Raw genomic sequence first — 26487 nt, 5'->3', positions numbered from 1 at the left:
AAACTGTGTCGAATGTGCCGCACATCGTCACCTCCGTCCTCAGTGGACTGACCGCTACGGTCGAGGCCGCGCTCGGCGGAATCGCGCTCACCGTGGTGCTTTCCCTCGTCGCCGGCCTCGCACTGCTCTCGCCGTCGCGGCTCGTCCGCGGGATCGCGCGGGTGTACGTCGAGATATTCCGGGGCACCTCGGAGGTCGTCCAGCTGTTCTGGCTGTTCTTCGTGCTGCCCGTGCTCGTCGGCTTCCAGCTCGTGCCGCTCTTCGCGGGCATCATGGTGCTGGGCCTCAACCACGGCGCCTACGGCGCGGAAGTCGTGCGGGGCGCGGTGCGGTCGGTGCCGAAGGCGCAGTACGAGGGTGCGATCGCGCTCAACCTGTCCCCGGCGCAGCGGATGTTCCGGGTCCTGCTGCCGCAGGCCTTCGTGGAAATGCTGCCCCCGTTCAACAACCTGTTCATCCAGCTGCTCAAGAGCACCGCGCTGCTCTCGTTCATCTCGGCGGGGGAGATCGCCGAACAGGGTGAGCTGCTGCGCCCGGTGTTCGGCGCCGATCTCGGCTGGATCTACGCCACGGAACTGGTGCTCTACCTGCTGCTGGCGATCCTGATCACGATCGGGATGCGGGCACTGGAGCGGTCCGCCGCGCGGCGGCTCGGCCGGACACCGCCGGCACGGGCCAAGGTCTTCGCCTCGGCGGGAGGTGCGGGATGAACTGGAGCTGGCAGGCGGCGGTCGAATCACTTCCGTTGCTGCTCAAGGGTTTGCTCGTGACTGTCGAGCTCACGCTGCTCGGCTCGGTGCTGGCCTACCTGCTCGGGCTCGCGCTCGCGGTGCTGCGCCGCGCCCGGATTCCCGTGCTCTCCCAGGCGATCTGGCTGTTCGTCGAGTTCGTGCGCAGCACCCCGCTGCTGATCCAGGTGTTCGTGCTGTTCTGGCTGCTGCCCTCGCTGACCGGGTTCAAGATGTCCGCCTTCGTCTCCGGCGTGGTGGCACTCGGGCTGCACTACGCGTCCTACACGGCCGAGGTGTACCGGGCGGGGATCGACGCCGTCCCGAAAGGACAGTGGGAGGCCGCGGTCGCGCTGAACCTGCCGCGGGCGCACGTGTGGCGCGCGGTGATCCTGCCCCAGGCGATCCCGCGCGTGCTGCCCGCGCTGGGCAACTACACCATCTCGATGTTCAAGGAAACCCCGCTGCTGCTGTCGATCGGCGTGCTGGACGTGCTGTACCAGGCGAAGGCGGTGGGTGCCGAGACCTTCCGCGTCGTCGAGCCCTACACCATGGCCGGGGTGCTCTTCCTGCTGGTGAGCCTGCCCGCCTCGATACTGGTCCGCAGATTGGAACGCCGCCGTGCCCACAGTGCCTGACCCCCTGCCGCCCGACCCGCACGCGATGATCCGGTTTTCCGGCGTCGTCAAGAGATTCGGCGACAACGTGGTGCTCGACCACCTCGACTTCACCGTCGCGCCGGGGGAGTTCGTCTCGCTGATCGGGCCGAGCGGCTCCGGGAAGACGACGATCCTGCGGCTGCTGATGACCTTGGAGAAGGTCGACGGCGGCACGATCGAGGTGTGCGGCGACTACCTGAGCCACGTCCGGAAAGGGGACCGGCTCGGGCGCGCGGACGAGAAGCACCTGCGCGCGATGCGCCGCCGCATCGGGATGGTGTTCCAGCAGTTCAACCTTTTTCCCAACATGAACGTGCTGCGCAACATCACCGAGGCGCCCGTGCGGTCGCTCGGCCTCGCCGCCGACGAGGCCGAGGCCCGCGCGCTCGACCTGCTGGACATGGTCGGCCTGTCGGACAAGGCCCAGGCCCATCCGGCCCAGCTCTCCGGCGGGCAGCAGCAGCGCGTGGCCATCGCGCGGGCGCTCGCGATGCGGCCCGACGTGCTGCTGCTGGACGAGGTGACCTCCGCGCTCGACCCGGAACTCGTCGCCGACGTCCTGCGGGTGCTGCGGGACATCGCGACGAGCACGGACATCACGATCCTGTGCGTGACCCACGAAATGCAGTTCGCGCAGGATGTTTCGGACCGCGTGATGATGTTCGACCACGGCCGGGTGCTCGAAGACGCCGTGCCGGAGAAGCTGTTCAGCGAGCCGGGACACGAGCGGACCCGGCGCTTCTTGCGGGCGGTGATCGACCGCGAGTGACCGGGCGTTACCGGGGGCAGTCACGGCGGGTGCCCGGGTGTGCTGAAGGACGCCATCGGTGCGTTCAGTGCGCTGAAGGCGTCCTTCAGTGCGGCCAACGCACTGAAAGCGTCCTTCAGCACCCAACTCGCCCCGGGAAGCCGCCCGCTGCCCGATCGCACCACCGGCCCGCCGCCGAACGGGCAGACCGCTCGACCGGTGGCCCCCGGGATGATGTTCTTCACGGGAAGGCGATCACCGGCCCGCGGAGTGCGGACTCCTCACCTCACCCCGTGACCTCCGGCTCCGGCCGGGCCGGTGCCGGCTGCCCGGGAGACGTAGACCCCAAACCGGGCTTCCGGACGTACCGAGCCGCCGGGTTCCCGGTGGCTCCCCGTTCGCCGCTCCGGTTCGTCCGGGGAACCGGGTTCGCGCCACCCGGCTCCCCGGGCGATCGGTGGCCGCCGGATCAGCGGAGCCCGGCCAGTACGTCCTTTGTGGACTTCACGGCCGCGAAACCGCCGCCGTGCAGGTTCGTCGCGGTCGCGCGGGCCAGTTCGTCCGCGGTCAGCACGGCGCCGTCCGGCCCGGCGAGGTCGAAGGTGTAGGTGGCGTCGAGGGCGAGAGTCACGTCGTAGCCGAGGTTTCCGCCCATCCGCGCGGTGGTTTCGCAGCAGAAGTTCGTCTGGATCCCGGCGAGCACGAAGCTCGTGATCCCCCTGGTCTTCAGCCACGCGTCGAGATCGACGTCGCCGAGGAACGCCGAGTTCACCTTCTTGCCGAACACCAGGTCCGGCCGGGCACCGTCGAGTTCGGGCTTGAAGTCGTTGCCCTCCTGGCCGGGGCGCAGCGGCGAGTCCGGCTTCGGGGAGTCGTGGTGCACCATGACGACGGGGAGCCGTCGCTCCCGCCAGGCGTCGAGGAGTGCCTTGATGTTGGCTTCGGCGCCGGGATTGTTGCGCGGGCCCCAGAAGCCGGCGGCGTCGAAACCGCGCTGGACGTCGATCAGGATCAGTGCCGTGTTCGTCATGCCGTCGAGTTTCGCGGTCCCCGGTCGTCGCGGGGAGTGGCAGAAGAGGCGTCATGCGATACTTTTCTGCCATGTACACGATCGGCGTTCTGCTGCTGCCGGGCACCCGGATGTTCGACCTCGCGGTGATCGGCGAGGTCTGGGGCGAGGACCGCGCCGACCGTGGGATCGGACCGTTCGCGCTGCGCTGGTGCAGCCAGGGCCGGGTGCGTACGGCGCTGCACCCGGCAGGGGACATCGCGGCGACGCACGGGCTCGCCGGTCTCGACGGGTGCGACCTCGTGCTCGCGCCCGGCCGCGCGGACCCGCGCGAGGAGGTCCCGGAGGCCGCCGTCGCCGCGCTGCGCCGCGCGCACCGGCGCGACGCCGTCGTCGCGTCGCTCTGTTCGGGCGCGTTCACCCTGGCCGCCGCCGGACTGCTCGACGGACGGGCCGCGACGACGCACTGGCGGCTGTTCGACGGCCTGGAACGCGCCGCGCCAGGGGCCCGGCTGGCGCCGGACGTCCTCTACACCGACGACGGCGACGTGCTGACCTCGGCGGGTGTCGTCGGCGGGCTCGACCTGTGCCTGCACCTGGTCCGCCGCGAGCAGGGCGCCGACGTGGCCGCGGCGCTGGCCCGCCACCTGGTCATGCCGCCCGCGCGCGAGGGCGGACAGCGCCAGTACGTCGAGCACCCGTTGCCGCCGAGGCCGTCCCGTCCCGGCCTGGCGTCCACAATGGACTGGGCGATGGCGCGGCTCGGCACCGGGATCGGGGTGGACGATCTGGTCGGGCACGCGGGCATGAGCGAGCGCACCTTCCACCGCGAGTTCGCGGCCGCCACCGGGGTCACGCCGGGCAGGTGGCTGCTGGTGCAGCGGGTGCGTCACGCGCGGCGGCTGCTGGAGACCACCGAACTGTCCGTCGAGCGGGTCGCCGAGCGGTCCGGGCTGGGCACCGCGGGAAACCTGCGGCGCAGGCTCCGGGCCGAGGTCGGCGTCGGCCCGGACTCCTACCGGCGCACGTTCCGGTCCCGCCGCCTGCCTGATCACGCCGTGCTCCGCGACGCTACGGGCAACGGCCTCGACCAGCGCGGTCCGGGGTGATGTCCTCGACGTCGAATGGTGAACCACCGCGGTCAGGAGAGAAATGACGGGCCACACTTCGACCTTCGGCCCTGTCCGGTGGACACCGGCGGCCAGGAGCGACGGCGAGCGGATTCCCGGTGTCTGGACCAAGGAATTGCTGAGTTCCCCGCACGGCGACTCGTTTTCGCTGCTGCGGTTCGGCCCGGGAGCCGAGTTCGCGGTACCCGGGTCCCCGGACGACCGGATCCTCGTGCTGGACGGTGAGCTCTCGATCGGCGGTGTCGGTGCCTATCGCGCGCTGCCCGGCGACGGCACTTTGCTGGCGGGCTCTGGTGGCGCACTGGCTCTCGTGCTGAAGGGCGAACGGCTGGGCGCGCCCGCCGCGGACGTGTTCGGTCCCGACGGCTGGCGGGAGTCGAGTCCCGGCGTGTGGTTCCGGCTGCTCCTCGACGTCACGTTCGACGAGAACTTCGACGAGCGGGTGGTCGGGCTGTCCCATTTCGAGCCGGGCGCGACCGCGCCCCGGCATCCCCATCCCACCGCACACCGGTTCCTGTTCCTCGACGGTGAAGCCGACGACGAGCTGGTGTTCCCCGACGGGACCCGGCAGACGGCGCACCGGGTGAAGGGGGACTTCGTCGACTATCCGTATCCCGTCGAGCACCAGACGTTCAGCCGGACCGGCTGCACGATTCTCTTCCTGCACGAGCCGGTGCAGTCGGACGCCTGACGCGCGCACGTTTCGTTCCCGCGCCGTGGGGGTTACCGTCGGGTCATGGCCGAGTACGAGCACATCCTCGTGAAGCGGGACGGCGAGACCGTCACCGTCACCATGAACCGCGCCGCGCGGCGGAACTCGCTGTCCGCCGAGCACCTCGCCGAGCTGCTCGCGGCGTTCCGCGAGATCGGGCGCACCGACGCCACCGGCATCGTGCTGGCCGGCGCGGGCCCGGTGTTCTCCGCGGGGCACGACTTCGGCGACGTCGCCGCGCGGGACCTGCCGGGGGTGCGTGAACTGCTGAAGCTGTGCACCGAGCTGATGCGCACGATGCAGTCGGTGCCGCAGATCGTGCTCGCGCGGGTGCACGGCCTGGCCACCGCCGCGGGCTGTCAGCTCGTGGCGTCGTGCGATCTGGCCGTCGCGGCGGAGTCGGCCGGTTTCGCCCTGCCCGGCGGGAAGGGCGGCTGGTTCTGTCACACCCCGGCCGTGCCGGTCGCCAGGGCGGTGGGGCGCAAGCGGCTGATGGAGCTGGCGCTGACCGGCGACGTCGTCGACGCCGCCACCGCGCTGGACTGGGGCCTGGTGAACCGGGTCGTCCCCGACGACACGCTGGACGAGGCCGTCGCCGAACTGCTGGCGCGGGCGACCCGGGGCAGCCGTGCCAGCAAGGCACTCGGCAAGCAGACGCTGTACGCCCAGCTCGACCGTCCCGAGGCCGACGCCTACGCGATCGCGCTCGAGGTCATGGCCGCCGCGTCCCAGCTGCCCGGCGCCCGCGAAGGGATGGCCGCGTTCCTCGAGAAGCGCCGCCCGGAATGGCCGGACTGAGCAGCTCGGCTCCGCGCACGGCTCATGCGCCCCAATGTGGCGTTCGGTGCGTTCAACGCACCGAACGCCACATTGGGGCGTTCGACCTCCGGAGAACGTGACCAGCTCAGGAGTTTCGTTCGTGGAGCAGGAAAAGGGTGTAGGCGGCCAGTGACTGGGCGTCGGTGAGTTCACCGCTGGTGATCATCTTCTCCACCGCGCCGCGCTCGAACCACGCGGTGCGCATGTCCTGCTCCTCGTGCTCCCGCTCCGGTTCGCCCTCGGTGAGCCCGGTCGCCAGGTAGACGTGCCCGCGCTGGCTGGAGGTCCCGGGGGCCAGGTCGATCAGGCCGAGGTGGGTGAACGTCTCGGCGGTCAGCCCGGTCTCCTCGCGCAGTTCGCGCGCGGCCAGCTCCCGGCGCGGCATCTCGGCGCGGTCGGGGGCGGTCCCCTGCGGGAACTCCCAGCGCCGTAACCCGATCGGATAGCGGTACTGCTCGACCAGCCGCAGCCGTTCGCCGTCGAACGGGATGACGAGCGCGAAGGTCGGTTTGTCGATAACGCCGTAGATGCCGGGGCTGCCGTCCTGCCGCCGGATCATGTCCTCGCGCACGGTCAGCCAGTTGTTCCGGTACACCTCGCGGGACGCGACACGCTGAATGGGGTCCACTCGCCCAGTATCGCGGAGCCTGTCCTACCCTCGGCGGGTGCGTCTCGTGATCGCTCGCTGCCAGGTCGACTACGCCGGCAGGCTGACCGCCCATCTGCCCATGGCCACCCGGCTGCTGCTCGTCAAGGCCGACGGTTCGGTGTCGGTGCACTCCGACGACCGCGCCTACAAGCCGCTGAACTGGATGAGCCCGCCGTGCTGGCTGATCGAGGACGGCAAGATCTGGATCGTCGAGAACAAGCAGGGCGAGAAGCTCGTCATCAGCATCGACGAGATCTACCACGATCACCAGCAGGAACTCGGCGCCGAGCCGGGGCTGCAGAAGGACGGCGTCGAGGCGCACCTGCAGGAGCTGCTCGCCGAGCACATCACGACCCTCGGCGAGGGACACACGCTGGTGCGGCGCGAGTTCCCGACCGCGATCGGGCCGGTCGACATCATGGCGCGTGACGGCGACGGCCGCAGCGTCGCCGTCGAGATCAAGCGACGTGGCGAGATCGACGGTGTCGAGCAGCTGACCCGCTATCTCGAACTGCTCAACCGTGATCCGCTGCTGGCGCCGGTGCAGGGTGTGTTCGCCGCGCAGCTGATCAAGCCGCAGGCCCGCACGCTCGCCGAGGACCGCGGCATCCGCTGCGTGACCCTGGACTACGACGCGTTGCGCGGCATCGAATCCGACGAGTTCCGCCTGTTCTGAGCGTTTCCGCTCAGAGTGAGTCCGGTAGCCCGAACGCGCCGAAGTGCTCCGCGCCGACGAACGAGGTGACCTCGGCGATGCGCTCGTCGCGCAGGGTCAGCACGTTGATCGACCACGCCAGGTGCGGCGCGTCGGCGGATCCGCCGAGGTAGCAGGCGACGGCGGGCTGCCCGTTCGCGCTGGTGACCCGGTGTCGCCAGCTGGGGCAGCGGGTCAGCGGGATTTCGACGGCGAAGTCGCGGACGGCCTCGATCCCGCGGTACCAGTGCCGCAGCGGCGGCATCGACCACGTGACGTCCTCGGTGAGCAGCGCGACCAGCGTGTCGGCGTCGCCGCGTTCCAGCGCGCCGGCGTACCCGGTGACGATCTCCCGCACCCGGCTGTCGTCGATTTCGCGCAGCGTCCGCTGCTGGGTACGGGCGGGCACCTTCTCGGCGACGATCTTGCGGGCGCGTTGCAGCGCGCTGTTCACCGAGGCGGTGGAGGTCGCCATCGTGTCGGCGATTTCGGCGGCGGAGAACCCGAGGACGTCGAACAGCAGGAGCGCCGCGCGCTGGTTGCCCGGCAGGTGCTGACAGGCGGCGACGAAGGCGAGTTCGACCGCTTCCCGTTGCTCGTAGCGGGCGTCCGGGCCGGCCGCGACGTCCCGGAGGCCGGTGTCGGGGTAGGGACCGAGCCACGCGACGTCGTTCAGCGGGGCGTTGTCGAGGACCGCGCGCTCGCTGGACGGGCCGAGATCGATCGGCAGCGCGCGCTTCCCCCGGCTCTCGGCGAGGTCGAGGCAGGTCCGGGTGGTGACGGTGTAGAGCCACGACCGCAGCGAGCTGCGGCCTTCGAACCGCGCGAGGCCCCGCCAGGCCCGCAGCAGGGCGTCCTGCAGCGCGTCGTCGGCGTCGTGGACGGAGCCGAGCATGCGGTAGCAGTGCGCGTGCAGCTCCCGGCGCAGCGGCTCGACCAGCCGGGCGAACGCGTCGTCGTCCCCCGCGCGGGCACCGGCCAGGTCGGGGTCCTCGACAACCCGCGAAGAAAGTTCGCTCACAAGCGATGATTCTGCCCGACAGCGGGAGTCACTTACCGGTGAACGCCCTTTTCCGGGCCCTTGACCAGGAGGATTTCGATGAACGTCACCCCAGCCGTCCCCGTCACCACCGATACGCTCCCGGTGCCCGGCGCGCGGCTGCACTACGAGCTGCGCGGCGAGGGCCCGCTGGTGGTGCTCGTCGGGGCGCCGATGGACGCCCGGTCGTTCGCGCCGCTGGCCGACCTGCTGGCCGACGAGTACACCGTGCTCACCACCGACCCGCGCGGCATCTTCCGCAGCACGGTCGAGGACCGTGACCAGGACGCGACGGCGGAACTGCGGGCCGACGACCTCGCGCGGCTCATCAGGCACGTGGACGCGGGCCCCGCCACGGTGCTCGGCTCCAGCGGCGGCGCCGTCAGCGCGCTGGCGCTCACCCAGGCCCACGCCGACCTGGTCAGTACTCTTGTCGCCCACGAACCGCCGTCGCTCGGCCTGCTCGAGGACCGCGAGGAACTGTTCGCGGGCTCGGAGGAGATCATCGCGACCTACCTCGCGGGCGATCCCGTCGGCGCGATGCGGAAGTTCCTGGCGCAGGCCAAGATCGTTATGCCGGAGCCGGTGTTCCAGCAGGTCTTCGGCGGCGAGCGCGACGCGCAGCAGATCGCCGACGACGACTTCCAGTACCAGCACATGATGCGCCCGACCGTCCGCTGGCAGCCGGACTTCGCCGCGCTGCGCGCGGTGTCCTCCCGGATCGTGGTGGGCATCGGCGAGGATTCCGCCGGTCAGATCTGTGAACGCACGTCGGAGGCGCTCGCGGCGGGACTCGACGTCGAGTCCGTCCGGTTCCCCGGTGACCACATCGGATTCGCCGGGGACCCGGCGGCCTTCGCGACCCGGCTGCGCGCGGTGCTGCGGGAAAGCTGACGAGCACACCGGCCTTTCCGCCCAGCCGAGCGTGGTGCCGCCGAGCGCGGCCGGAGTGTCCACTGTGGTCATACTGGGGACGCTGCTCGTGAGGTGGGTGTGCACCGGGCTCCGCGCGGTGACGGCTTAGCCGAAGACGTCCTGGTGCAGCCGGACGAAGTCGGCGAACCCGAGTGCCTGGTGGCCGGTGAGGTCGGGCACGGTGGAGGTCACCGTGTCCGCCCCGCCGTCCCGGTAGGCGCGGGCGACCGCGATCAGCGTGTCGACCTGGAACTCGGACATGCCGCGGCCCAGCATGGCGGCGCGGGCCTCGTCGTCGGGGAGTCCCACGTAGCGCACCGGCCTGCCGAGGACCTCCGAGAAGACCGACGCCGCTTCGTCATAGGTCAGTGCCCGCGGGCCGGTGATGTCGTAGACGCGCCCGTCGTGGCCTTCGGTGGTGAGCACCCGTGCCGCGACCTCGGCGATGTCGCCGACGTCGACGAAGCTGATCGGCGCGGTGACCAGCGGCTGGCTGAACACGCCCGCCTCGCGGATGGACGGCTGGCGCAGGAAGTTCTGCAGGTAGAAGTTGGGCCGCAGGATCGTCCACGGCAGCCCGGATTCGCGCAGTGCCCGCTCGGCGGGCCAGTGCAGGTGTGCGATCGGGGTGAGCAGTTCGTCGGCCCGCCAGACCGACAGCTTGACCACGCGCACGCCCGCCGCGCGGGCCGCGTCGAGCACGGCCAGCTCCTGCGTGGTCTGGGCCGGGCCGGTCGCGGCGAGCAGGAACACCGCGCGGACCCCGTCGAGCGCCGGGCCGAGGGTGGTCGGCACCGTCAGATCGAGGGTCACCGCGTCCTGTCCGGCCCGGATCGCCGCGGCGGTCCTGGCCGGATCCCGATAGGCGGCACGGGTGCGCACCCCGTCCGCTCGCAGGCGCGTCAGCAGCGCCGTTCCCACGTTCCCGCTCGCGCCGGTCACCAGAATCATCGTCGTTCTCCCCAGGTAGTGCCTCCGAGTCTGCCAGAAGCCGGGTGCGGCGCCCGGCCGCCGCCGCCCCGGCGGGCACGGTCCGCCGCGCGAACGGATGCACGGGCGGTCGCCCGAAAATGCCGCCGAATCGAGCCCGGGTTTCGCGTATCCATGGGCTCGGAAAGTGCTCCACGCGAGGAAACAAATAACCGGTTGGCGGACCTGGTCGTGGCGAATCATCGCGGATTGTTCCGGCCTGCCGCCGAACAGGTGAGAGTCGGCGGCGACGGGCGAGAGTTGTGTCACACTCGAATTCGAGGGGGCCGCCGGATGCCGGTCCGAATCGGCGAATGACTGGCTCGTGAAGGCCGATGTGTAGGCGTGCCAACGGATTCCGGATGCCCGAGTGGGTGACGTGCCGGCGTAGGCCGTTTTCACGTTCAGTTTCGAGGAGGAAAAAATGCGCTATCGACCTCTCGGTACGGAACCGGCCGACCCGCGGCTCGGACGATTCGTGCCGGACGACTGGCAGCACGTGGAAAGGTATCCGCTGACCGCGCTGCCCGCCGGGGAACAACCGTCGAAGACGCCGGTCGTCATCGGCGTCAACTGGTACAGCGAATTCGATCATCCCGAGCAGGACAAGAGCTCCGGGGAGTTCTTCATCGCCAAGGGCGGCGCCAAGTCGCTCACCACCGTCCGCGGTGGACACTGCGTGTGCCTGGAGCCGGGCGGCACACCGGACAGCGACGCCTGGTACGCCTTCTACGACCAGGGCCAGGAGGGCGCCTGCGTCGGGTTCGGCTGGTCGCGTTGCATGTCGATCTTCAACGGCGACGAGTACTCCGCGCGCTGGCTGTGGGACGCGGCGAAGAAGCGCGACGACTGGCCGGAAACCAACCCCGGCGACGAGAACGGCACCTCCGTGCGCGCCGCGGCGCAGGTGCTCAAGGAGCTCGGGCACGTGCTCTGGAACGACGCCTACGCCAACGACGACTGGCACAAGCGCGAGACCTACGTCCCGGAGGCCAAGCAGGGCATCAAGGCCTACCGCTGGGCGAAAACCGTCGAGGAGGTCCACGCCGTGCTCGGTAACGCGCGCGCCGACCAGCTCGGTGCCGTGCCGCTCCTCAACTCCTGGGGACCGGGTTACCCGCACCGGACGTACCTGCCCGACGACGTCCTCGCCCGCCTGATCGCCGAGGAGGGCGAGATCGCCATCCCGACCGACCGCTGAGCCTCCCCCGCAGGACCGTGAAGGGCTCCTTACCGTCGCTCCCCGCCGGTAAGGGGTCCTTCACGGCGTTTCGGAGGTGTTGGTCGTTGGGGTGGGCGGGTGGTCGGCCGGTGTGCCGAGGGACGCCCTTGGTGCGTTGGGTGCGACAGGGGCGTCCCTCGGTGCGGTGGGTGCGCCGGGGGCGGCGGCGGGATGACCGTGTTCTCCCGTGAGGGGGGCTCGAGCACCCCTGTCGCGTTCGACGCCTACGACCCGGCTGGCGGATTACTCGCGAACGGGCCGCTGTAGCCGCAGGTCAGCGCCCTTGTCCGGCGTGTCATCGGACTGTGGCTTCCGCTGCCTGAATCCATGCAGTACTGTCCGGGGCCGACGGGGAACGATGGTGTTTCCTGTGCGAGTATGTTCAATTCCGGAGGTGGCCGGGTGTACGGCGGTGTAGTGCTGGCCGATGCGAACCTGCGGCTCGACGCGAGTCCCATCGACTACATCCTGTTGGCGTTCTACTTCGTGCTGGTGCTCGGCATCGGCTATCTGGCGCGAAAACAGGTATCCAGCAGTCTCGACTTCTTCCTCTCCGGGCGCTCGCTCCCGGCGTGGGTGACCGGGCTGGCGTTCATCTCGGCCAACCTCGGCGCGGTCGAGGTCATGGGCATGTCGGCCAACGGCGCCCAGTACGGGCTGCCGACCGTGCACTACTTCTGGATCGGCGCGATCCCGGCGATGCTGTTCCTCGGCATCGTGATGATGCCGTTCTACTACGGCTCGAAGGTGCGCAGCGTCCCGGAGTTCATGCGCCGCCGCTTCGGCAAACCGGCGCACCTGGTCAACGGCATCAGCTTCGCCGCGGCCCAGATCCTGATCGCGGGGGCGAACCTGTTCCTGCTGGCCAGCGTGGTGAACCTGCTGCTGGGCTGGCCGATCTGGGTGTCGATCATCATCGCCGCCGTCATCGTGCTCTCCTACACCGCGCTCGGCGGGCTGTCCGCGGCGATCTACAACGAGGTGCTCCAGTTCTTCGTCATCGTCGCCGCGCTGCTGCCGCTGACGATCGTCGGCCTGGTCAAGGTCGGCGGCTGGCAGGGCCTGGTGGACAAGGTCACCGGCAGCCCCGGCGGGTCGGCGCAGCTGCATTCGTGGCCCGGTGACAACCTGACCGGCTTCGGCAACAACTTCCTGTCGATCCTCGGTCTCGTCTTCGGTCTCGGGTTCGTGCTCTCCTTCGGGTACTGGACGACGAACTTCGTCGAGGTCCAGCGCGCGATGGCGTCCAAGAGCATGTCCGCCGCGCGGCGCACGCCGATCATCGGCGCGTTCCCGAAGATGCTCGTCCCGTTCATCGTGATCATCCCCGGCATGATCGCCGCGGTCACCGTGTCCGAGTACGTCAAGGACAAGCAGGTGCTGCTCGACGGCGGCAAGGCCGAAAGCGGCGTGACCTTCAACAACGCGCTCCTGCTGCTCATGCGCGACCTGCTGCCCAACGGCATGCTCGGCGTCGCGATCGCCGGTCTGCTGGCCTCGTTCATGGCGGGCATGGCGGCGAACCTGAGCTCGTTCAACACCGTGTTCACGTACGACATCTGGCAGACGTACGTGAAGAAGGACCGTCCGGACGGCTACTACCTCAAGCTCGGCCGGGGCGTCACCGCGGGCGGTACCGTGCTGGCCATCGGCACCGCGTTCATCGCGTCAAACTCGGGCAACATCCTGAACTACCTGCAGGACCTGTTCTCCTTCTTCAACGCGCCGCTGTTCGCCACGTTCATCCTCGGCATGTTCTGGAAGCGGATGACGCCCGCGGCGGGCTGGATCGGCCTCGTGCTCGGTACCGCCTCCGCGATCACCGTGTGGACGCTGTCGCAGGCGGGCGTGCTGGGGCTGACGGGCCAGGGCATCAGCTTCGTGGCCGCCGGTACCGCGTTCGTCGTCGACATCGTGGTCAGCGTCGGGGTTTCGCTGGCGACCACGCCGAAGCCGGACAGCGAGCTGGTCGGCCTCGTCTACTCGCTCACCCCGAAGGACTCGCTCAAGCACGACGACACCGGCGAGAACGCGGGCTGGTACCGCAAGCCGGGCCTGCTCGCCGGCATCGTGCTGATCCTGACCATCGCGCTGAACATCATCTTCTAGGAGGAGGTCGGAATGACAGAGCAGTCCGCACGGCCGCGCAAGGCGGGCGCCTTCGACATCCGGCTGATCATCGCGTTGCTGATCGGTGTCTACGGCGTGGTGCTCACCGTGATGGGCATCGCGTTCACCACCGACGCCGACCGCGCCAAGGCGGCCGGGGTGAACATCAACCTGTGGGCCGGGATCGGCATGCTGGTGGTCACCGCGCTGTTCGTGCTGTGGGCGGTGCTGCGGCCGCTCACGGTCCCCGCCGAGGCCGCGGACGCGCCGGCCGAGGGGGAATAGCCGGGTTGTCCGGACAGGACCGTGCGCGTCCGGCTACCGTGCACGGCGTGTCCGCTGATGTCCTGAGTAGCCGGTTCTTCAAGGTCGCCGGGGTGACCGCCGCGCTCGCGCTGGTGGTCACCGCCTGTGGCGGCGGGGACCTCGGCAAGTCCAACTATCCCCGTACGACCGTGGCCGCGGCGAACGCCGACACCACACCGAGCGGTCCGATCACGGACCCGGCGGTGGCGTCGGAGGCGTTGCGGCTGGTCCAGCCGTGCCAGTTCGTCGACAAGACGGCGCTGGCCTCGCTCGGCACGGTGACCGACGAGCCCAGCCCGTCGTCGGTGGCCTTCGACCAGTGCCGGAACGGGGTGAAGGACCCGGGCGGCAAGGAGATCCGGTTCACCGTCAAGGTCGGCGGCGCCGTCTCGTTCGCCACGAGCAACAACATGGCGGGCTCGATCGGCGGCCTGCCGCTGGTCGTGGTCAAGGGCACGGACACGAGTTCCTGCGACGTCAGCGCGCTCACCTCGCGGGAGCTCAAGCTCGGGGTGACCTTCACCGTGATGTACAACGGCGGCGACGCGTGCCGGGCCGGGCAGACCGCGCTCGACGGGGCGCTGAAGAAGCTGCACGAATCGCCCGCGAAGTACTCGGCCCCCACGGGCTCGCTGCTCACCGCCGACCCGTGCACGATGCTCGACACCTCGGCGATCGACGCCGCGGGCGTCAAATCCGCCACCCGGCTGACGACCACGTTGCACTCCTGCGTCTGGGGGCTGAGCCCCACGGCCACCGTGACGCTGGCGCCCAATCTCGCGCCCGCCGAGGGCGACGGCTTCGTCAAGGTCGACCTCGGCGGCGGGCTCACCGCCTACCAGAAGGCGTCGACGACCAGCGCGGACTGCCGGGTGCAGTGGAAGCACCGGGAGTGGCAGGGCAAGCAGGTCGAGGTCGCGCAGGTCCAGTTCACGGACGTCGGGGGCAGCTCGGGCAAGGACGCCGCGTGCGGCAAGGCGGTCGGGCTGGCGAAGAACCTCGCGCAGAAGCTGCCCAAGGCCTGACGCCTGGCGGCGACGCGCCGGGGGCGGTAGGAAGAGGGCACCCCACCCATCGACGTGCCGGAGGCCGCCTTGAAGAAGATCATCAACGATCCGGCGAAGGTGGTCGAGGAGTCGTTGCGCGGGCTCGCCGCGGCGCACGCGGACATCCTGCGCGTCGACCCCGATCCGGCCGTGGTGGTCCGCGCGGACGCGCCGGTGGCGGGGAAGGTGGCGATCGTCTCCGGCGGTGGTTCCGGGCACGAACCGCTGCACGGCGGGTTCGTCGGGCGCGGGATGCTCGACGCCGCGGTGCCCGGCCCGGTGTTCACCTCGCCGACCCCGGACGCGGTGCAGGCCGCGGTCACCGCGACCACGGGCGAGGCGGGCGCGCTGCTGATCGTCAAGAACTACACCGGCGACGTGCTCAACTTCGAGACCGCCGCCGAACTCGCCGCCGCCGAAGACCTCGACGTGCGCAGCGTGGTGATCGACGACGACGTCGCGGTCAAGGACTCGACCTACACCGCGGGCCGCCGCGGTGTCGGCGGCACCGTGCTGCTGGAGAAGATCCTCGGCGCCGCGGCCGAGCGCGGGGACACCCTGGACGCGGTGGAGGCGTTGGCGCGCAAGGTGATCGGGCAGGTGCGCTCGATCGGGGTGGCGCTGTCCGCGCCGACCGTGCCGCACGTGGGCGAGCCGAGTTTCGACCTCGGCGAGGACGAGGTCGAGTTCGGCATCGGCATCCACGGCGAGCCGGGGCGCGAGCGGATCCCCGCCGAGCCCGCCGACGCGCTGGTGGCCAGGATGGTCGAGGCCGTGGTCACCGACCTGCCGTTCGCCGAAGGGGACCGGGTCCTGCTGTTCACCAACTCGATGGGCGGGACGCCGCTGGTCGAGCTGTACCTCGCGCACGGCATCGCCGAACGGCTGCTGGCCGGGCGCGGGATCGTGGTCGAGCGCAGGCTCGTCGGTCCGTACATCACGAGTCTGGAGATGCAGGGAATGAGCTTGACAGTGCTCAAACTGGACGACGAGCTACGCGAGCTCTGGGACGCGCCGGTGCGCACCGCGGCGCTGCGGTGGGGGATCTGACATGGGCTGCGATGCGACGGGACTCGCCGCGGCGCTGCGGGCCGCGGCCACGGTGGTGGCCGGGCACCGCGCCGAGCTGATCGAGCTCGACCGGGCCATCGGCGACGCGGACCACGGCGAAAACCTGAACCGGGGATTCGAGGCGATCGTGGCCGCGCTCGACGCCGGGGTGCCGGAAACCCCGGCCGCGGTCGCGAAACTCGCGGCCACCACGCTGATCTCGAAGGTCGGCGGCGCGGCGGGACCGTTGTACGGCACGGCTTTCCTGCGTGCCTCGGCCAAGCTCGGCGCGAGCGACGAGGTCGACGTGCCGGTGCTCGTCGAAGCGCTGAAGGCGGCGCTGGAAGGCGTGCAGGCCCGCGGCAAGGCCGTCGTGGGCGACGCGACCATGGTGGACGCGCTGGCACCGGCCGCCGAAGCCGCCTCCACCGCGGGTGGCGACCTCGCCGCCGTGCTGACCGCGGCCGCGGACGCCGCCGACCGCGGCGCGGAGTCCACAGTGGACCTGGTGCCGCGCAAGGGAAGGGCCTCCTACCTCGGGGAGCGCGCGGTGGGGCACATGGACCCCGGCGCGCGCTCCACCGCGTTGCTGCTGCGCGCGTTCGCGGAGGCCGCCCGGTGAGCGTCGGAATCGTGCTCGTTTCCCACAGCGCGCGGCTGGCCGAAGGACTCGCCGAACTGGCCGCGCAGATGGCCCCGGACGTCACGATCATTCCCGCCGGTGGGCTGCCGGACGGGAGCATCGGCACCGACTACGACGAGGTCGTCGCGGCCACCCAGCGCGCCGATTCGGGCGCCGGGGTCGTGCTGCTCTACGACCTCGGCAGCGCCCAGATGACCGCGGAGCTCGCGGTGGAGACGCTCGCCGACCCGTCCGCCGCGCTCGTCGTGGACGCCCCGCTGGTCGAGGGCGCGGTCGCCGCCGCCGTCGCCGCGCAGGGCGGCGCGGACCGCACGGCCGTCGCCGGGGCCGCCGCCGCGGCGGGCCTGCCGGACGATCTCGTGACCACTTCGCCCGGCGAGGGCGGCGAAATCCTCGAGCTGACCCTGCGCAACGACGTCGGCCTGCACGCCAGGCCCGCCGCGGTGCTGGTGCGCAGCCTCGCCGGTTTCGACGCCGAGGTCTCGGTGCGCCTCGGCGAGCAGGAGGCCGACGCGCACAGCGTGCTGGCGCTGATGTCACTGGGCGCGCGGCAGGGCGACCGGATCCAGGTGCGGGCCAGCGGCCCGCAGGCCGCCGAGGCACTGGCCAAGGCCCGCGAACTGGTGGACGGCAACTTCGGCGAATAACTCGAGCCGACCGTCCAGGTACGCGAGCCGACCCTCCAGCTACGCGTGTCGTCCGTCCGGGTACGCGAGCTGACCGTTCGGGTACGCGAGTCGCCCATCCCGGTGCGCGTGTCGGCTGTTCGCGGACGTGTACCGGATTCATCTGACTCGATTCGGAGGGTGACAGACCCTGTCTCGATGGCCGGGACATGGCAGTATCCGGGGAAACTACTAGCGAGTAACCTCCGGAGGCCTCGATGGCGCGGAACATCTCGACGGTCGGTGTGGTCGGCTTGGGCACGATGGGCGCCGGCATAGCCGAGGTGCTGGCCCGCAGCGGGCTGGACGTGATCGCGGTCGAACTCGACGACGCGGCGGCGGCCCGCGGCCGCGCGCATCTGGCGCACTCGACCGAGCGGGCGTTGTCCGGGGGCAAGCTCGACGAGGCCGGGCGGGACGCGCTGCTCGGCCGCGTCCGCGTCACCACGTCGTTGTCCGACCTGTCCGATGTGGACCTGGTGGTCGAGGCGATCCCGGAGAGCCTGGCCGCGAAGGCCGACGTCTTCGCCCAGCTGGACAAGATCACTCGCCCCGACGTGGTGTTCGCGTCGAACACGTCGTCGCTGTCGATCACCGAGATCGGCGTGCACACCGCGCGTCCTGGCAAGGTCGTCGGGATGCACTTCTTCAACCCGGCGCCGGTGCTGAAGCTGGTGGAGGTCGTGCGGACGGTGGTCACCGAGCCCGAGGTGATCGCCGACGTCGTGGCCTTCGCCGAACGGCTGGGCAAGGTGCCGGTGGTGATGGGGGACCGGGCCGGGTTCATCGCGAACGCGCTGCTGTTCGGGTACCTCAACCACGCGGTGCGGATGTACGAGCAGCGCTACGCCACGCGTGAGGATCTCGACGCGGCGATGCGCTTCGGCTGCGGATACCCGATGGGCCCGCTGGCGTTGCTGGACCTGATCGGCCTCGACACGGCCTACGAAATCCTCGACACGATGTACCACCAGTCGCGCAACCGGTTGCACGCGCCCGCGCCGTTGCTGAAGCAGATGATCACCGCCGGGCTGCTCGGCCGCAAGACCGGCCGCGGGTTCTACACCTACGACGCGCCGGACTCGCCGACCGTGGTCGCCGACGGCGCGGCCGGATCGTCCACTGTGGACTCCGCGCCGCGTGAGGTGCGCCGGGTCGGCGTGGTGGGCACGGGCACGATGGCGACCGGGATCGCCGAGGTGTTCGCCAAGCGCGGCTTCGAGGTCGTGCTGCGGGCCAGGAGTCAGGAGAAGGCCGACGCCTCGGTGGCGCGGGTGAAGAAGTCGCTCGACAGGGCCGTCGCCAAGGGCAAACTGTCCGAATCGGACGGTGCGGCCGCGCTGGCGAGGATCACCCCGGTGACCGAGTTCGACCGGCTCGCCGACGTGGACCTGGTGATCGAGGCCGTCGCCGAGGAACTGGAGGTCAAGCAGGCGGTCTTCGCCGCGCTCGACGAGGTCGTGCGGCCGGGCGCGATCCTGGCGACCACCACCTCGTCGCTTCCGGTGATCGAATGCGCCGCCGCGACCTCCCGGCCCGCCGACGTGGTCGGACTGCACTTCTTCAACCCCGCGCCGGTGATGAAGCTCGTCGAGGTCGTCTCGACCATCGCCACCGCCCCCGACGTGCTCGCGACCGCGGACGCGGTGTGTACCGCCGTCGGCAAGCACGCGGTGCACTGCGGGGACCGGGCGGGTTTCATCGTGAACGCGCTCCTGTTCCCGTACCTCAACGACGCGGTGAAAATGCTCGAAGCCCACTACGCGGAGGCGGACGACATCGACACCGCCATGAAGGTCGGCTGCGGCCTGCCGATGGGCCCGTTCGAACTGCTCGACGTCGTCGGTCTGGACGTCTCGCTGGCGATCCAGCGGACGCTGTTCAACGAGTTCCGCGAAGAGGGTTTCGCCCCGGCGCCCCTGCTGGAGCACCTGGTCACCGCCGGCCGCCTCGGCCGGAAAACCGGTAAGGGCTTCAAGGACTACTGAGTACGCACGGTAACCAGCATCGCTTGCCTGCCCGTCCCACCTGTCACACTCGCCCCACCCGCCACTCGTAGTGGTAGCAAGGGACCTTTGCTATCGTTTTCTCTTGATCGCGAGATAACTTTCCGTGCTCACGGCGAGGCGTTCCCAGGGATTTCGCGGTGCTGGATTGACGTCGCGAACGCTCCGTTGGGGACGTTCAACGTCCCCAACGGAGCGTTCGCGACTCGGCAAGGCGCCGGGGGCTACGCCGGTGGCAGGAGCGGGCCGCCGGACCAGTGCTGGAAGACGAGGTTGGTGTGCACCCTGGCGACCTCGTCGCGCGCGGTCAGCTCGTCCAGCACCAGGCGTTGCAGTTCGGCGGCCGAACCGGTCGCGACGTGCGCGAGGAAGTCGTCCGGGCCGGTCAGGTGGTAGACGGCGCGGACCTCGGGCTGGGCGAGCAGGTGCCCGATGAACCGGTCCACCAGCGGGCGGCGGTGCGGGCGGACCTGGACGAAGAGGAACGCTTCCAGCGGGCGGCCGAGCTTCGCCGCGTCGACCTGCGCGTGCTGTCCGGTGATCACGCCGGTCTCGCGCAGCCGCGCCACGCGGTCGAGACAGGTCGACGGCGCGACGCCGACCGCGGCCGCCAGATCCTTGTTGGACATCCGGGCGTCGTTCTGCAACAGCCGCAGAATCTCAAGATCAACCGGGCTGAGTTCGACGGAATCGGCCATCGCCGAATGATATCCGAGAATATTGCTCATGGGTCGTGCAGAGACCGACCATGACGCCATGACCGCACTGCGCACGCGAGCCGTGCACGCCGGCCGTGAGGACCTCACCGACCTGGGCGTGCACGCCGTTCCGCTCGACCTGTCCACGACCTATCCCTCCCGCGACAGCGCCGACGAGGCCCGCCGGATCGACGAGTTCGCGGCCGGTGCGGTCGCGCCCGGGATGCCGGTGTACGGCCGGATCGGGAACCCGACGGTCGAACGGTTCGAGAAAGCGCTTGCCGAACTGGAGGGCTGCGCGGAGGCGGTCGCGTTCGCCAGCGGAATGGCCGCGGTGTCGGCCTGCCTGCTTTCCTCGGTGGCGCAAGGAAAACGGCATGTCGTCGCGGTGCGTCCGGTCTACGGCTGCTCCGATCATCTGCTCGGTTCCGGGCTGCTCGGCACCGAGGTCACCTGGACCACGCCGGAAGATCTCGCCGCCGCGCTGCGCCCCGACACCGGGCTGGTGTTCGTCGAAACGCCCGCGAACCCGACGCTGCGCGAAGTCGACATCGCCGCGCTCGCCGAAACCTGTGGCGACGTGCCGTTGCTGGTCGACAACACCTTCGCGACCCCGGTGCTCCAACGGCCGGTGCGGCACGGGGCGCGGATCGTGTTGCACAGCGCGACGAAGTTCCTCGGCGGGCACGGCGACGTCATGGGCGGGGTCGTCGCCTGCGACGCCGAGGAGGCGGGCAGGCTGAGGCAGATCCGGTTCGCGACCGGCGGTGTCCTCCACCCACTCGCCGGATACCTGTTGCTGCGCGGGCTTTCCACGCTCCCGCTGCGGGTCGGCGCCGCCGCCGCGACCGCGTCCGTGCTCGCCGAGCGCCTGGCCGCGCACCCTGCGGTCCAGGCCGTGCACTATCCGAGGCTGGGCGGGCCGCTGGTGGCGTTCGAGGTCGACGGCGATCCGCACGCGCTGATCGGCGCGGTCCGGCTCGTCACCCCGGCGGTCAGCCTGGGCAGCGTCGACACGCTGATCCAGCACCCGGCGTCGATCAGCCACCGCATCGTCGACGCGGCGGACCGGCACGGCGCCGGGGTCACCGACCGGCTGATCCGGATGTCGGTCGGCCTGGAGGACGTCGAGGACCTCTGGTACGACCTCGACCAGGCGCTGAAGGCCTGCTAGCCGCAGCAGCCGCCACCACAGCATCCGCCGGAGGGCGCCGGTGCGGCGGGCCCGCCCGCCGCACCGGTCAGCGCGACGGTGGTCAGCAGCTTGACGGTGTCGGTGTGCCCGTCCGGGCACACCGCGGGCGCACTCGACTCGCTCATCGGCCGCAGCAGTTCGAACGTTCCGGTGCATTCCCGGCAGCGGTAGGCGTAGGTCGGCATGCGAAGAATTATCGTCGGTCCCAGGGCTGGGTGGGAAGCCGGGCACAGTGGGAAGCTGGGCGGGTGGAACCACCGCAGATCACCGACATCCCGCATCTCGGCCAGGTCGTCCCCTCACTGCTCGCCGCCGTCGGCGACAGCGGTTCGGTGAACACGCTGGCGCTACCGGACAGCCGCAGCGCCGCCGTGCTGCTGATCGACGGGCTCGGCTGGGAACTGCTCCACGAGCACGCCGCGGACGCCCCGGTACTGGCCGAACTCGCCGGACGACCGCTCCGCGTCGGCTTCCCGTCCACCACCGCCGCCGGGCTCGCCGCGATCGGCACCGGGCTCGCCTCCGGCGAGCACGGCATGGTCGGCTACACGTTCGAGATGCCGGGCGCCGGGGTGCTCAACGCCCTGCGCTGGTGCAGCCACGAGCACGGCGGCGACCTCCGGGGCGCGCTGCCACCGCTCGAGGTCCAGCCCCTGCCGACCACCTTCGAGCGCGCGGCCGCGGCCGGGATCGAGGCCGCCGTGGTGTCCTCCGCGCGGTTCTCGGACACCGCGCTGACCCGCGCGACCCAGCGCGGCGCCCGCTACGCCGGGGTCCACGCGCTCGGCGATCTCGCCGCCCGCACCCTCGACGTGCTCGCCGAGGGCCGGGCGTTCTGCTACGCCTACCACAGCGAACTCGACATGCTCGGCCATCTGTACGGCCCGGGCTCGACGGCCTGGCGGATGCAGCTGCGCCAGGTGGACCGCCTCGTGGAGTCCCTTGTGGATGGTCTGCCGCCTGGTGCGTTGCTGGCCGTGGTCGCCGACCACGGGATGGTCGCCGTCGACGGCGCGCTCGACATCGACGAGACCCCGGAGCTGCTTCCCGGTGTCCGCGCGATCGGCGGCGAGGTCCGGGCCCGGCACGTCTACACCGAACCGGGCGCCGCCGATGACGTGCTCGCCGCGTGGCGCGCCGTGCTCGGTGACCGTGCCTGGGTGCGCTCGCGGGACGAGGCCATCGAGGCGGGCTGGTTCGGGCACACCGTCAGCGATCGCGTCCGGCCGCGGATCGGCGACGTGGTCGCGGCGGCACAGGGGCGGTTCGGCATGGTGCGGGAACTCGCCGAGGCCGTCGAGTCCTCGCTGATCGGCCAGCACGGCTCGCTGACCACCGCCGAACAACTCGTCCCGCTCGTGACGGTGCGGGGCTGACCACACCCCTCCGGCCGGGGGAACGTGTGCCAGGCAACGCGTCCGCCCCCACCGGACCGCTCCGCCCCGGTCCAGCGGATACCGTTTCCGCGTGCCCCGACGCAATCACCCGGACCACGGCCGTGCCCGCGACGCCCGTGGTGGTGCCCAGTCCGAGCTGGGTGCCGCCACCGGCTGGGCGCGCGCCGAATCGGGCGCGGACGGGGACTGGCTGGTGCGCACCGTGCCCGGTGCCCAGGCGACCAAGGTCTACCGCTGTCCCGGCTGCGATCACGAGATCCGGCCCGGTACCCCGCACGTGGTGGTCTGGCCCGCCGACGAAACCGGCTCCGTGGCCGACCGTCGTCACTGGCACCGCGCCTGCTGGGACGCGCGGGCCCGCCGGCGGCCTCATCGCCGCTGGTGAACGCCTATTCGGTTGTGGGAGTACGCCGATAGTGGCGTGAGGGTGCTCCGTCGTAGTCCTCCAGGATGTAGTCGGTGAATCCCAGCCGCTCCGCGACGCGCAGGGACGGCTTGTTCGTCACGGTGATGCTGGCCAGCACCGGAACGCCGGGCAGCTTCCCCGCGCACCAGTCCATGACCGCGCCCGCCGCCTCCACGGCGTAGCCCTTGCCCCAGGCCGAGGGCCGGTACCGGTAGGCCAGGTTCAGCACGCGTTCGCCGTGGAACTCGCGGAACCGCACCCCGGTGACACCCAGTACCTCCGTGCCGCCGGGTTCGGTCACCGCGAGGTAGCCGAACCCGTGTTCGGCCCAGTGCGCCAGCCACCCCGTGTACACCTCGGAGAACGTCGCGACGTCCGGTGGTGCCGGGTTGAACCGGTTCGTCCTCGGATCGGTGTGGATGTCCACCATGGCCTGCCTGTCCTCCTCGCGCAGCGGCCGGAGCACGAGCCGCTCGGTCCGCAGCTCGGTGAAGGTCGTGATCAGCATGTCCGCGACGTTAGCGCGGGGGTCCGACAGAATCGCGGCATGACGGATCTGCCCCTGGTACTCCTGCACGCCTTCCCCTTCGACGCCCGGATGTGGGACCCGGTGCGCGCCCCGCTCGCCGAACGGGTCCGGTTGATCACCCCCGACCAGCGCGGCCTCGGCCGCAGCCCGCTGCCGGAAACCGAGCGCGAGCCCAGTCTCGCGGACGCGGCACACGACGTCGTCGCCCTGCTTGACCGGCTCGGCCTGGACCGCGTCGTGCTCGGCGGTTGTTCGATGGGCGGCTATCTCGCGCTGGCCGTGCTCCGCCTGGCGCCCGAACGCGTCGGCGGGCTGGTCCTCATCGACACGACGGCCACCGCCGACGATCCCGACGCGGTCCTCAGGCGGCTCGCCGTGGCCGAGCGTGTCGAAGCCGAAGGGGTGTCGGGCTGGTTCGCCGAGGACAACCTGCCGAAGCTGCTGTCGGAGAAGACCCGAACCGAACGCCCCGAAATCGCCGAAACGGTGCGCGGGCTCATCGACGCCCAGCCGCCGTCGGGCGTCGCGTGGGCCGCGCGGGCGATGCGGGTCCGGCCGGACTCGGTCGAACTGCTGCGGGGCAGGGACGTCCCGGCGCTGGTGATCGTCGGCGAGCACGACGCGATCACCCCGCTGGACGCGGCGAACACCATGGTCGGCGCGCTGGCGGACGCGACGCTCGTCGTGCTGCCCGAGGCCGGGCACCTGACCCCGCTGGAGGACCCGGCCGGCGTCGTCGAGGCGATCCTGGAGTGGTACCCGAAGGTGTGCTCGAACGGCGCGCACGCGTGATTCGAAAGCGAACTCGCGTGATTGAGCGGAGAACTCGCGTGTTCAGAGCGTGACAGGGAGCCCGCCCGCGAAATGGGGCCCAGCCGGGGGATCCGTGGTCGGTGAGACGACCAGCACACCACGTTCGGTGAGGTGGGCGGACCGGGCGACGTCCCTGGCGAGCCGGGCGGCCGGACCGGGCAGGGCGAGCCGTGTCGTCGCGGGCGCCCTCGCCGCCACCGGACCCAGTCTCACCAGCACGTTCGAGCGTTCGTACGGTACCTCGGGCGCGTCGGCGGGCAGCCCGTACCGGCGGGCAACGGCCACCGCCGCGACGACCGCTGCGGCGGTGTATCCGTCGGCCGCGGCCCGATCTTGCCAGCCGGTGCGAGCGACTGTCGGTAGCGAGGGCTACGATCCCCTTGATTGCCGGATTGGGCCCGCCGCACAGGTGGGCGCGCCCCGGCGATTCCCGATCAATGACCACCACAAGGCTGCAGTGTTGGAGGCAGGAGTGACGGCCGTAGCCCCCAAGCCGATCGCCACGCGCCCATATCCGGCGCACGAGACGGTTAAGGGTTCGTACCTGCTGCGGTTGTTCCGCACCACGGACCACAAGCAGATCGGCATCATGTATCTGGTCACGTCGTTCGCCTTCTTCATGGTGGGCGGCGCGATGGCGATGCTGATCCGTACCGAGCTGGCACGTCCCGGCCAGCAGTTCCTGTCCCAGGAGCAGTACAACCAGCTGTTCACGATGCACGGCACGATCATGCTGCTGCTGTACGCGACACCGATCCTGTTCGGCTTCGCGAACTTCATCATGCCGCTGCAGATCGGTTCGCCGGACGTCGCGTTCCCGCGGTTGAACGCGTTCTCCTACTGGCTGTACCTCTTCGGCGGCCTGATCGTGCTCTCCGGCTTCCTCACGCCGGGTGGCGCCGCGGACTTCGGCTGGTTCGCCTACACGCCGCTGTCGGACGCGATCCACTCGCCCGGCGTCGGCGCCGACCTGTGGATCTCCGGTCTGGTGGTCTCCGGTCTCGGCACCATCCTCGGCGCGGTCAACATGATCACCACGATCGTGTGCCTGCGCGCGCCGGGTATGACGATGTACCGGATGCCGATCTTCACCTGGAACATCCTGGTGACCTCGATCCTGATCCTGCTCGCCTTCCCGATCCTGACCGCGGCGCTGATGGGCCTGCTGGCGGACCGGCACATCGGGGCGCACGTGTTCGACCCCGCGAACGGCGGCGTGATCCTCTGGCAGCACCTGTTCTGGTTCTTCGGCCATCCCGAGGTGTACATCGTCGCGCTCCCGTTCTTCGGGATCGTGTCGGAGATCTTCCCGGTGTTCAGCCGGAAACCGGTCTTCGGGTACAAGGGCCTGGTCTGGGCGACGCTGGCGATCGCGGCGCTGTCGGTCGCGGTGTGGGCGCACCACATGTACGCCACCGGCGCGGTGCTGCTGCCGTTCTTCTCCTTCATGACCTTCCTGATCGCGGTCCCGACGGGCGTGAAGTTCTTCAACTGGATCGGCACGATGTGGAAGGGCCAGCTGTCCTTCGAGACGCCGATGATCTTCTCGATGGGCTTCATCGTCACGTTCCTCTTCGGTGGTCTGACCGGCATCATGCTGGCCGCGCCTGCGATCGACTTCCACGTGTCGGACAGCTACTTCGTGGTCGCGCACTTCCACTACGTGCTCTACGGCACGATCGTGTTCGCCACCTTCGCCGGGATCTACTTCTGGTTCCCGAAGATCACCGGCCGCATGATGGACGAGAAGCTCGGGAAGTGGCACTTCTGGACCACGTTCATCGGCTTCCACGGCACGTTCCTCGTCCAGCACTGGCTGGGCGCGGAGGGCATGCCGCGCCGGTACGCGGACTACCTGCCGACCGACGGGTTCACCACGCTGAACACGATCTCCACGATCGGCGCGTACATCCTCGGCGCCTCGACGCTGCCGTTCATCTGGAACGTGTTCAAGAGCTACCGGTACGGCGAGATCGTCACGGTGGACGACCCGTGGGGCTACGGCAACTCGCTGGAGTGGGCGACCTCCTGCCCGCCGCCGCGGCACAACTTCACCGAGCTGCCGCGCATCCGTTCCGAGCGCCCGGCCTTCGAGCTGCACTACCCGCACATGATCGAGCGGATGCACAAGGAAGGCGAGATCGGCTTCTTCGGGAAACCGAAGGTGCACGGCGGGGCCAAGGCCCCCTCGCAGGTGCTGACCGAGGCGGTGGTCCCCGGGGACCACGACAAGGACAACGCGAGCGAGCAGTGACCCGATAGGACAGGGCGCGTGCCACGGCCGATGTGAGGCCGGGCACGCGCCCTTCTTCATGCGTGGTCCGGGACGCC

Annotated in this window: 29 protein-coding genes and 1 pseudogene; 21 read left to right on the top strand and 9 right to left on the bottom strand. The window is 70.4% G+C overall.

Annotated features, from left to right (window positions below):
- Positions 1-5: 5 nt before the first annotated feature.
- Genes ehuC through ehuA form a run of 3 tightly spaced genes read left to right on the top strand, consistent with a single transcriptional unit; the run spans position 6 to position 2156 of the window.
- Complete coding sequence (gene ehuC / locus ABD987_RS12645; protein WP_345391056.1) at positions 6-710, top strand: ectoine/hydroxyectoine ABC transporter permease subunit EhuC; 705 nt, start codon at positions 6-8, stop codon at positions 708-710.
- The gene (gene ehuD, locus ABD987_RS12640; RefSeq protein WP_345391053.1) at positions 707-1366 is read left to right on the top strand and encodes an ectoine/hydroxyectoine ABC transporter permease subunit EhuD; all 660 of its coding nucleotides are present in this window, start codon (positions 707-709) and stop codon (positions 1364-1366) included. Before ehuC ends, ehuD begins: the two co-directional genes overlap by 4 nt.
- A 25-nt stretch (positions 1367-1391) precedes the next feature.
- Positions 1392-2156 carry an ectoine/hydroxyectoine ABC transporter ATP-binding protein EhuA gene (gene ehuA / locus ABD987_RS12635; RefSeq protein WP_345391613.1) on the top strand — a complete coding sequence of 255 codons (765 nt, stop codon included), beginning with the start codon at positions 1392-1394 and terminating at the stop codon, positions 2154-2156.
- 20 nt (positions 2157-2176) lie between these two features.
- On the opposite strand, the gene ABD987_RS12630 is transcribed toward ehuA, so the two are convergent.
- A complete protein-coding gene (locus ABD987_RS12630; RefSeq protein WP_345391050.1) occupies positions 2177-2380 on the bottom strand; it encodes a hypothetical protein in 204 nt (67 codons plus the stop codon).
- A 224-nt stretch (positions 2381-2604) separates the two neighbouring features.
- On the bottom strand, positions 2605-3165 hold the full coding sequence (locus ABD987_RS12625) for a cysteine hydrolase family protein (RefSeq protein WP_345391047.1): 561 nt from the start codon (positions 3163-3165) through the stop codon (positions 2605-2607).
- 71 nt (positions 3166-3236) lie between these two features.
- Here ABD987_RS12625 and ABD987_RS12620 point away from each other — a divergent pair, with 71 nt between their 5' ends.
- Genes ABD987_RS12620 through ABD987_RS12610 form a run of 3 tightly spaced genes read left to right on the top strand, consistent with a single transcriptional unit; the run spans position 3237 to position 5784 of the window.
- Positions 3237-4253, top strand: a complete 1017-nt coding sequence (locus ABD987_RS12620; protein ID WP_345391610.1) for a GlxA family transcriptional regulator — start codon at positions 3237-3239, stop codon at positions 4251-4253.
- A gap of 43 nt (positions 4254-4296) precedes the next feature.
- Entirely contained in the window at positions 4297-4965 is a 669-nt protein-coding gene (locus ABD987_RS12615; RefSeq protein WP_345391044.1) for a cupin domain-containing protein, read from the top strand.
- Positions 4966-5010: 45 nt separating this feature from the next.
- A complete protein-coding gene (locus tag ABD987_RS12610) occupies positions 5011-5784 on the top strand; it encodes an enoyl-CoA hydratase-related protein (RefSeq protein WP_345391041.1) in 774 nt (257 codons plus the stop codon).
- A gap of 106 nt (positions 5785-5890) precedes the next feature.
- On the opposite strand, the gene ABD987_RS12605 is transcribed toward ABD987_RS12610, so the two are convergent.
- Positions 5891-6433: an NUDIX domain-containing protein gene (locus ABD987_RS12605; RefSeq protein WP_345391038.1), complete on the bottom strand. Its 543-nt coding sequence runs from the start codon at positions 6431-6433 to the stop codon at positions 5891-5893.
- 37 nt (positions 6434-6470) lie between these two features.
- On the opposite strand from ABD987_RS12605, the gene nucS reads away from it, so the two are divergent.
- The gene (gene nucS, locus ABD987_RS12600; RefSeq protein ID WP_345391035.1) at positions 6471-7130 is read left to right on the top strand and encodes an endonuclease NucS; all 660 of its coding nucleotides are present in this window, start codon (positions 6471-6473) and stop codon (positions 7128-7130) included.
- Between the two features lie 10 nt (positions 7131-7140).
- Here nucS and ABD987_RS12595 read toward each other — a convergent pair whose 3' ends face one another.
- Positions 7141-8169, bottom strand: coding sequence for a sigma-70 family RNA polymerase sigma factor (locus ABD987_RS12595; RefSeq protein ID WP_345391032.1), 1029 nt, complete (start codon positions 8167-8169; stop codon positions 7141-7143).
- Between the two features lie 78 nt (positions 8170-8247).
- Between ABD987_RS12595 and ABD987_RS12590 the strand changes: the two genes are divergently transcribed.
- Complete coding sequence (locus tag ABD987_RS12590) at positions 8248-9081, top strand: alpha/beta fold hydrolase (RefSeq protein WP_345391029.1); 834 nt, start codon at positions 8248-8250, stop codon at positions 9079-9081.
- 126 nt (positions 9082-9207) lie between these two features.
- On the opposite strand, the gene ABD987_RS12585 is transcribed toward ABD987_RS12590, so the two are convergent.
- Complete coding sequence (locus ABD987_RS12585; RefSeq protein ID WP_345391026.1) at positions 9208-10053, bottom strand: SDR family oxidoreductase; 846 nt, start codon at positions 10051-10053, stop codon at positions 9208-9210.
- Positions 10054-10495: 442 nt separating this feature from the next.
- Between ABD987_RS12585 and ABD987_RS12580 the strand changes: the two genes are divergently transcribed.
- The 8 genes from ABD987_RS12580 (at position 10496) to ABD987_RS12545 (ending at position 19100) form a co-directional block, all read left to right on the top strand.
- The gene (locus ABD987_RS12580) at positions 10496-11272 is read left to right on the top strand and encodes a hypothetical protein (RefSeq protein WP_345391023.1); all 777 of its coding nucleotides are present in this window, start codon (positions 10496-10498) and stop codon (positions 11270-11272) included.
- A 423-nt stretch (positions 11273-11695) separates the two neighbouring features.
- A complete protein-coding gene (locus tag ABD987_RS12575) occupies positions 11696-13402 on the top strand; it encodes a sodium:solute symporter family protein (RefSeq protein WP_378213950.1) in 1707 nt (568 codons plus the stop codon).
- A 12-nt stretch (positions 13403-13414) separates the two neighbouring features.
- Entirely contained in the window at positions 13415-13687 is a 273-nt protein-coding gene (locus ABD987_RS12570) for a hypothetical protein (protein ID WP_345391017.1), read from the top strand.
- Positions 13688-13734: 47 nt separating this feature from the next.
- Entirely contained in the window at positions 13735-14733 is a 999-nt protein-coding gene (locus ABD987_RS12565; RefSeq protein ID WP_345391014.1) for a hypothetical protein, read from the top strand.
- A 69-nt stretch (positions 14734-14802) separates the two neighbouring features.
- Positions 14803-15804: a dihydroxyacetone kinase subunit DhaK gene (gene dhaK / locus ABD987_RS12560; RefSeq protein ID WP_345391011.1), complete on the top strand. Its 1002-nt coding sequence runs from the start codon at positions 14803-14805 to the stop codon at positions 15802-15804.
- Between the two features lies 1 nt (position 15805).
- Complete coding sequence (gene dhaL, locus ABD987_RS12555) at positions 15806-16426, top strand: dihydroxyacetone kinase subunit DhaL (RefSeq protein WP_345391008.1); 621 nt, start codon at positions 15806-15808, stop codon at positions 16424-16426.
- Positions 16423-17094, top strand: a complete 672-nt coding sequence (dhaM, locus tag ABD987_RS12550) for a dihydroxyacetone kinase phosphoryl donor subunit DhaM (protein ID WP_345391005.1) — start codon at positions 16423-16425, stop codon at positions 17092-17094. Before dhaL ends, dhaM begins: the two co-directional genes overlap by 4 nt.
- A 236-nt stretch (positions 17095-17330) precedes the next feature.
- On the top strand, positions 17331-19100 hold the full coding sequence (locus tag ABD987_RS12545) for a 3-hydroxyacyl-CoA dehydrogenase family protein (RefSeq protein ID WP_345391002.1): 1770 nt from the start codon (positions 17331-17333) through the stop codon (positions 19098-19100).
- A 242-nt stretch (positions 19101-19342) separates the two neighbouring features.
- Here the strand turns inward: ABD987_RS12545 and ABD987_RS12540 are convergent, their stop codons facing one another.
- Positions 19343-19816 carry an Lrp/AsnC family transcriptional regulator gene (locus tag ABD987_RS12540; RefSeq protein WP_345390999.1) on the bottom strand — a complete coding sequence of 158 codons (474 nt, stop codon included), beginning with the start codon at positions 19814-19816 and terminating at the stop codon, positions 19343-19345.
- 58 nt (positions 19817-19874) lie between these two features.
- On the opposite strand from ABD987_RS12540, the gene ABD987_RS12535 reads away from it, so the two are divergent.
- On the top strand, positions 19875-20990 hold the full coding sequence (locus ABD987_RS12535) for a trans-sulfuration enzyme family protein (RefSeq protein WP_345390996.1): 1116 nt from the start codon (positions 19875-19877) through the stop codon (positions 20988-20990).
- On the opposite strand, the gene ABD987_RS12530 is transcribed toward ABD987_RS12535, so the two are convergent.
- Positions 20987-21196, bottom strand: coding sequence for an FmdB family zinc ribbon protein (locus ABD987_RS12530; RefSeq protein ID WP_345390993.1), 210 nt, complete (start codon positions 21194-21196; stop codon positions 20987-20989). The two genes, ABD987_RS12535 and ABD987_RS12530, sit on opposite strands and share 4 nt — an antisense overlap.
- Before the next feature lie 63 nt (positions 21197-21259).
- On the opposite strand from ABD987_RS12530, the gene ABD987_RS12525 reads away from it, so the two are divergent.
- Both ABD987_RS12525 and ABD987_RS12520 read left to right on the top strand, forming a co-directional pair.
- The gene (locus tag ABD987_RS12525; RefSeq protein WP_345390990.1) at positions 21260-22387 is read left to right on the top strand and encodes an alkaline phosphatase family protein; all 1128 of its coding nucleotides are present in this window, start codon (positions 21260-21262) and stop codon (positions 22385-22387) included.
- Between the two features lie 91 nt (positions 22388-22478).
- A complete protein-coding gene (locus ABD987_RS12520) occupies positions 22479-22793 on the top strand; it encodes a hypothetical protein (RefSeq protein WP_345390987.1) in 315 nt (104 codons plus the stop codon).
- A gap of 4 nt (positions 22794-22797) precedes the next feature.
- Here ABD987_RS12520 and ABD987_RS12515 read toward each other — a convergent pair whose 3' ends face one another.
- Positions 22798-23322 (bottom strand): GNAT family N-acetyltransferase, encoded by a 525-nt coding sequence (locus ABD987_RS12515; RefSeq protein WP_345390984.1) that lies wholly within the window; start codon positions 23320-23322, stop codon positions 22798-22800.
- A 39-nt stretch (positions 23323-23361) separates the two neighbouring features.
- Here ABD987_RS12515 and ABD987_RS12510 point away from each other — a divergent pair, with 39 nt between their 5' ends.
- Positions 23362-24135: an alpha/beta fold hydrolase gene (locus tag ABD987_RS12510; RefSeq protein ID WP_345390981.1), complete on the top strand. Its 774-nt coding sequence runs from the start codon at positions 23362-23364 to the stop codon at positions 24133-24135.
- 45 nt (positions 24136-24180) lie between these two features.
- Here the strand turns inward: ABD987_RS12510 and ABD987_RS12505 are convergent.
- Positions 24181-24441, bottom strand: a pseudogene (locus tag ABD987_RS12505) (aminoglycoside phosphotransferase family protein); the annotation flags it as partial.
- Between the two features lie 187 nt (positions 24442-24628).
- Here ABD987_RS12505 and ctaD point away from each other — a divergent pair.
- Entirely contained in the window at positions 24629-26410 is a 1782-nt protein-coding gene (ctaD, locus tag ABD987_RS12500) for an aa3-type cytochrome oxidase subunit I (protein ID WP_345390975.1), read from the top strand.
- The last annotated feature ends 77 nt before the right edge of the window (positions 26411-26487 follow it).

Source organism: Amycolatopsis samaneae (assembly GCF_039541975.1).
GTDB classification, from domain to species: Bacteria; Actinomycetota; Actinomycetes; order Mycobacteriales; family Pseudonocardiaceae; genus Amycolatopsis; species Amycolatopsis samaneae.
The sequence above is the reverse complement of the archived record's forward strand: the minus strand, read 5'-3'. Positions and strand labels throughout refer to the sequence as shown.

Bases quoted from the DNA above. Each gene is read 5' to 3' on its own strand.
- ehuD (WP_345391053.1), top strand. From the start codon at position 707: ATGAACTGGAGCTGGCAGGCGGCGGTCGAATCACTTCCGTTGCTGCTC.
- ehuA (WP_345391613.1), top strand. From the start codon at position 1,392: ATGATCCGGTTTTCCGGCGTCGTCAAGAGATTCGGCGACAACGTGGTG.
- ABD987_RS12625 (WP_345391047.1), bottom strand. From the start codon at position 3,165: ATGACGAACACGGCACTGATCCTGATCGACGTCCAGCGCGGTTTCGAC.
- ABD987_RS12620 (WP_345391610.1), top strand. From the start codon at position 3,237: ATGTACACGATCGGCGTTCTGCTGCTGCCGGGCACCCGGATGTTCGAC.
- ABD987_RS12615 (WP_345391044.1), top strand. From the start codon at position 4,297: ATGACGGGCCACACTTCGACCTTCGGCCCTGTCCGGTGGACACCGGCG.
- ABD987_RS12610 (WP_345391041.1), top strand. From the start codon at position 5,011: ATGGCCGAGTACGAGCACATCCTCGTGAAGCGGGACGGCGAGACCGTC.
- ABD987_RS12590 (WP_345391029.1), top strand. From the start codon at position 8,248: ATGAACGTCACCCCAGCCGTCCCCGTCACCACCGATACGCTCCCGGTG.
- ABD987_RS12585 (WP_345391026.1), bottom strand. From the start codon at position 10,053: ATGATTCTGGTGACCGGCGCGAGCGGGAACGTGGGAACGGCGCTGCTG.
- ABD987_RS12580 (WP_345391023.1), top strand. From the start codon at position 10,496: ATGCGCTATCGACCTCTCGGTACGGAACCGGCCGACCCGCGGCTCGGA.
- ABD987_RS12570 (WP_345391017.1), top strand. From the start codon at position 13,415: ATGACAGAGCAGTCCGCACGGCCGCGCAAGGCGGGCGCCTTCGACATC.
- dhaL (WP_345391008.1), top strand. From the start codon at position 15,806: ATGGGCTGCGATGCGACGGGACTCGCCGCGGCGCTGCGGGCCGCGGCC.
- ABD987_RS12545 (WP_345391002.1), top strand. From the start codon at position 17,331: ATGGCGCGGAACATCTCGACGGTCGGTGTGGTCGGCTTGGGCACGATG.
- ABD987_RS12540 (WP_345390999.1), bottom strand. From the start codon at position 19,816: ATGGCCGATTCCGTCGAACTCAGCCCGGTTGATCTTGAGATTCTGCGG.
- ABD987_RS12535 (WP_345390996.1), top strand. From the start codon at position 19,875: ATGACCGCACTGCGCACGCGAGCCGTGCACGCCGGCCGTGAGGACCTC.
- ABD987_RS12530 (WP_345390993.1), bottom strand. From the start codon at position 21,196: ATGCCGACCTACGCCTACCGCTGCCGGGAATGCACCGGAACGTTCGAA.
- ABD987_RS12515 (WP_345390984.1), bottom strand. From the start codon at position 23,322: ATGCTGATCACGACCTTCACCGAGCTGCGGACCGAGCGGCTCGTGCTC.
- ABD987_RS12510 (WP_345390981.1), top strand. From the start codon at position 23,362: ATGACGGATCTGCCCCTGGTACTCCTGCACGCCTTCCCCTTCGACGCC.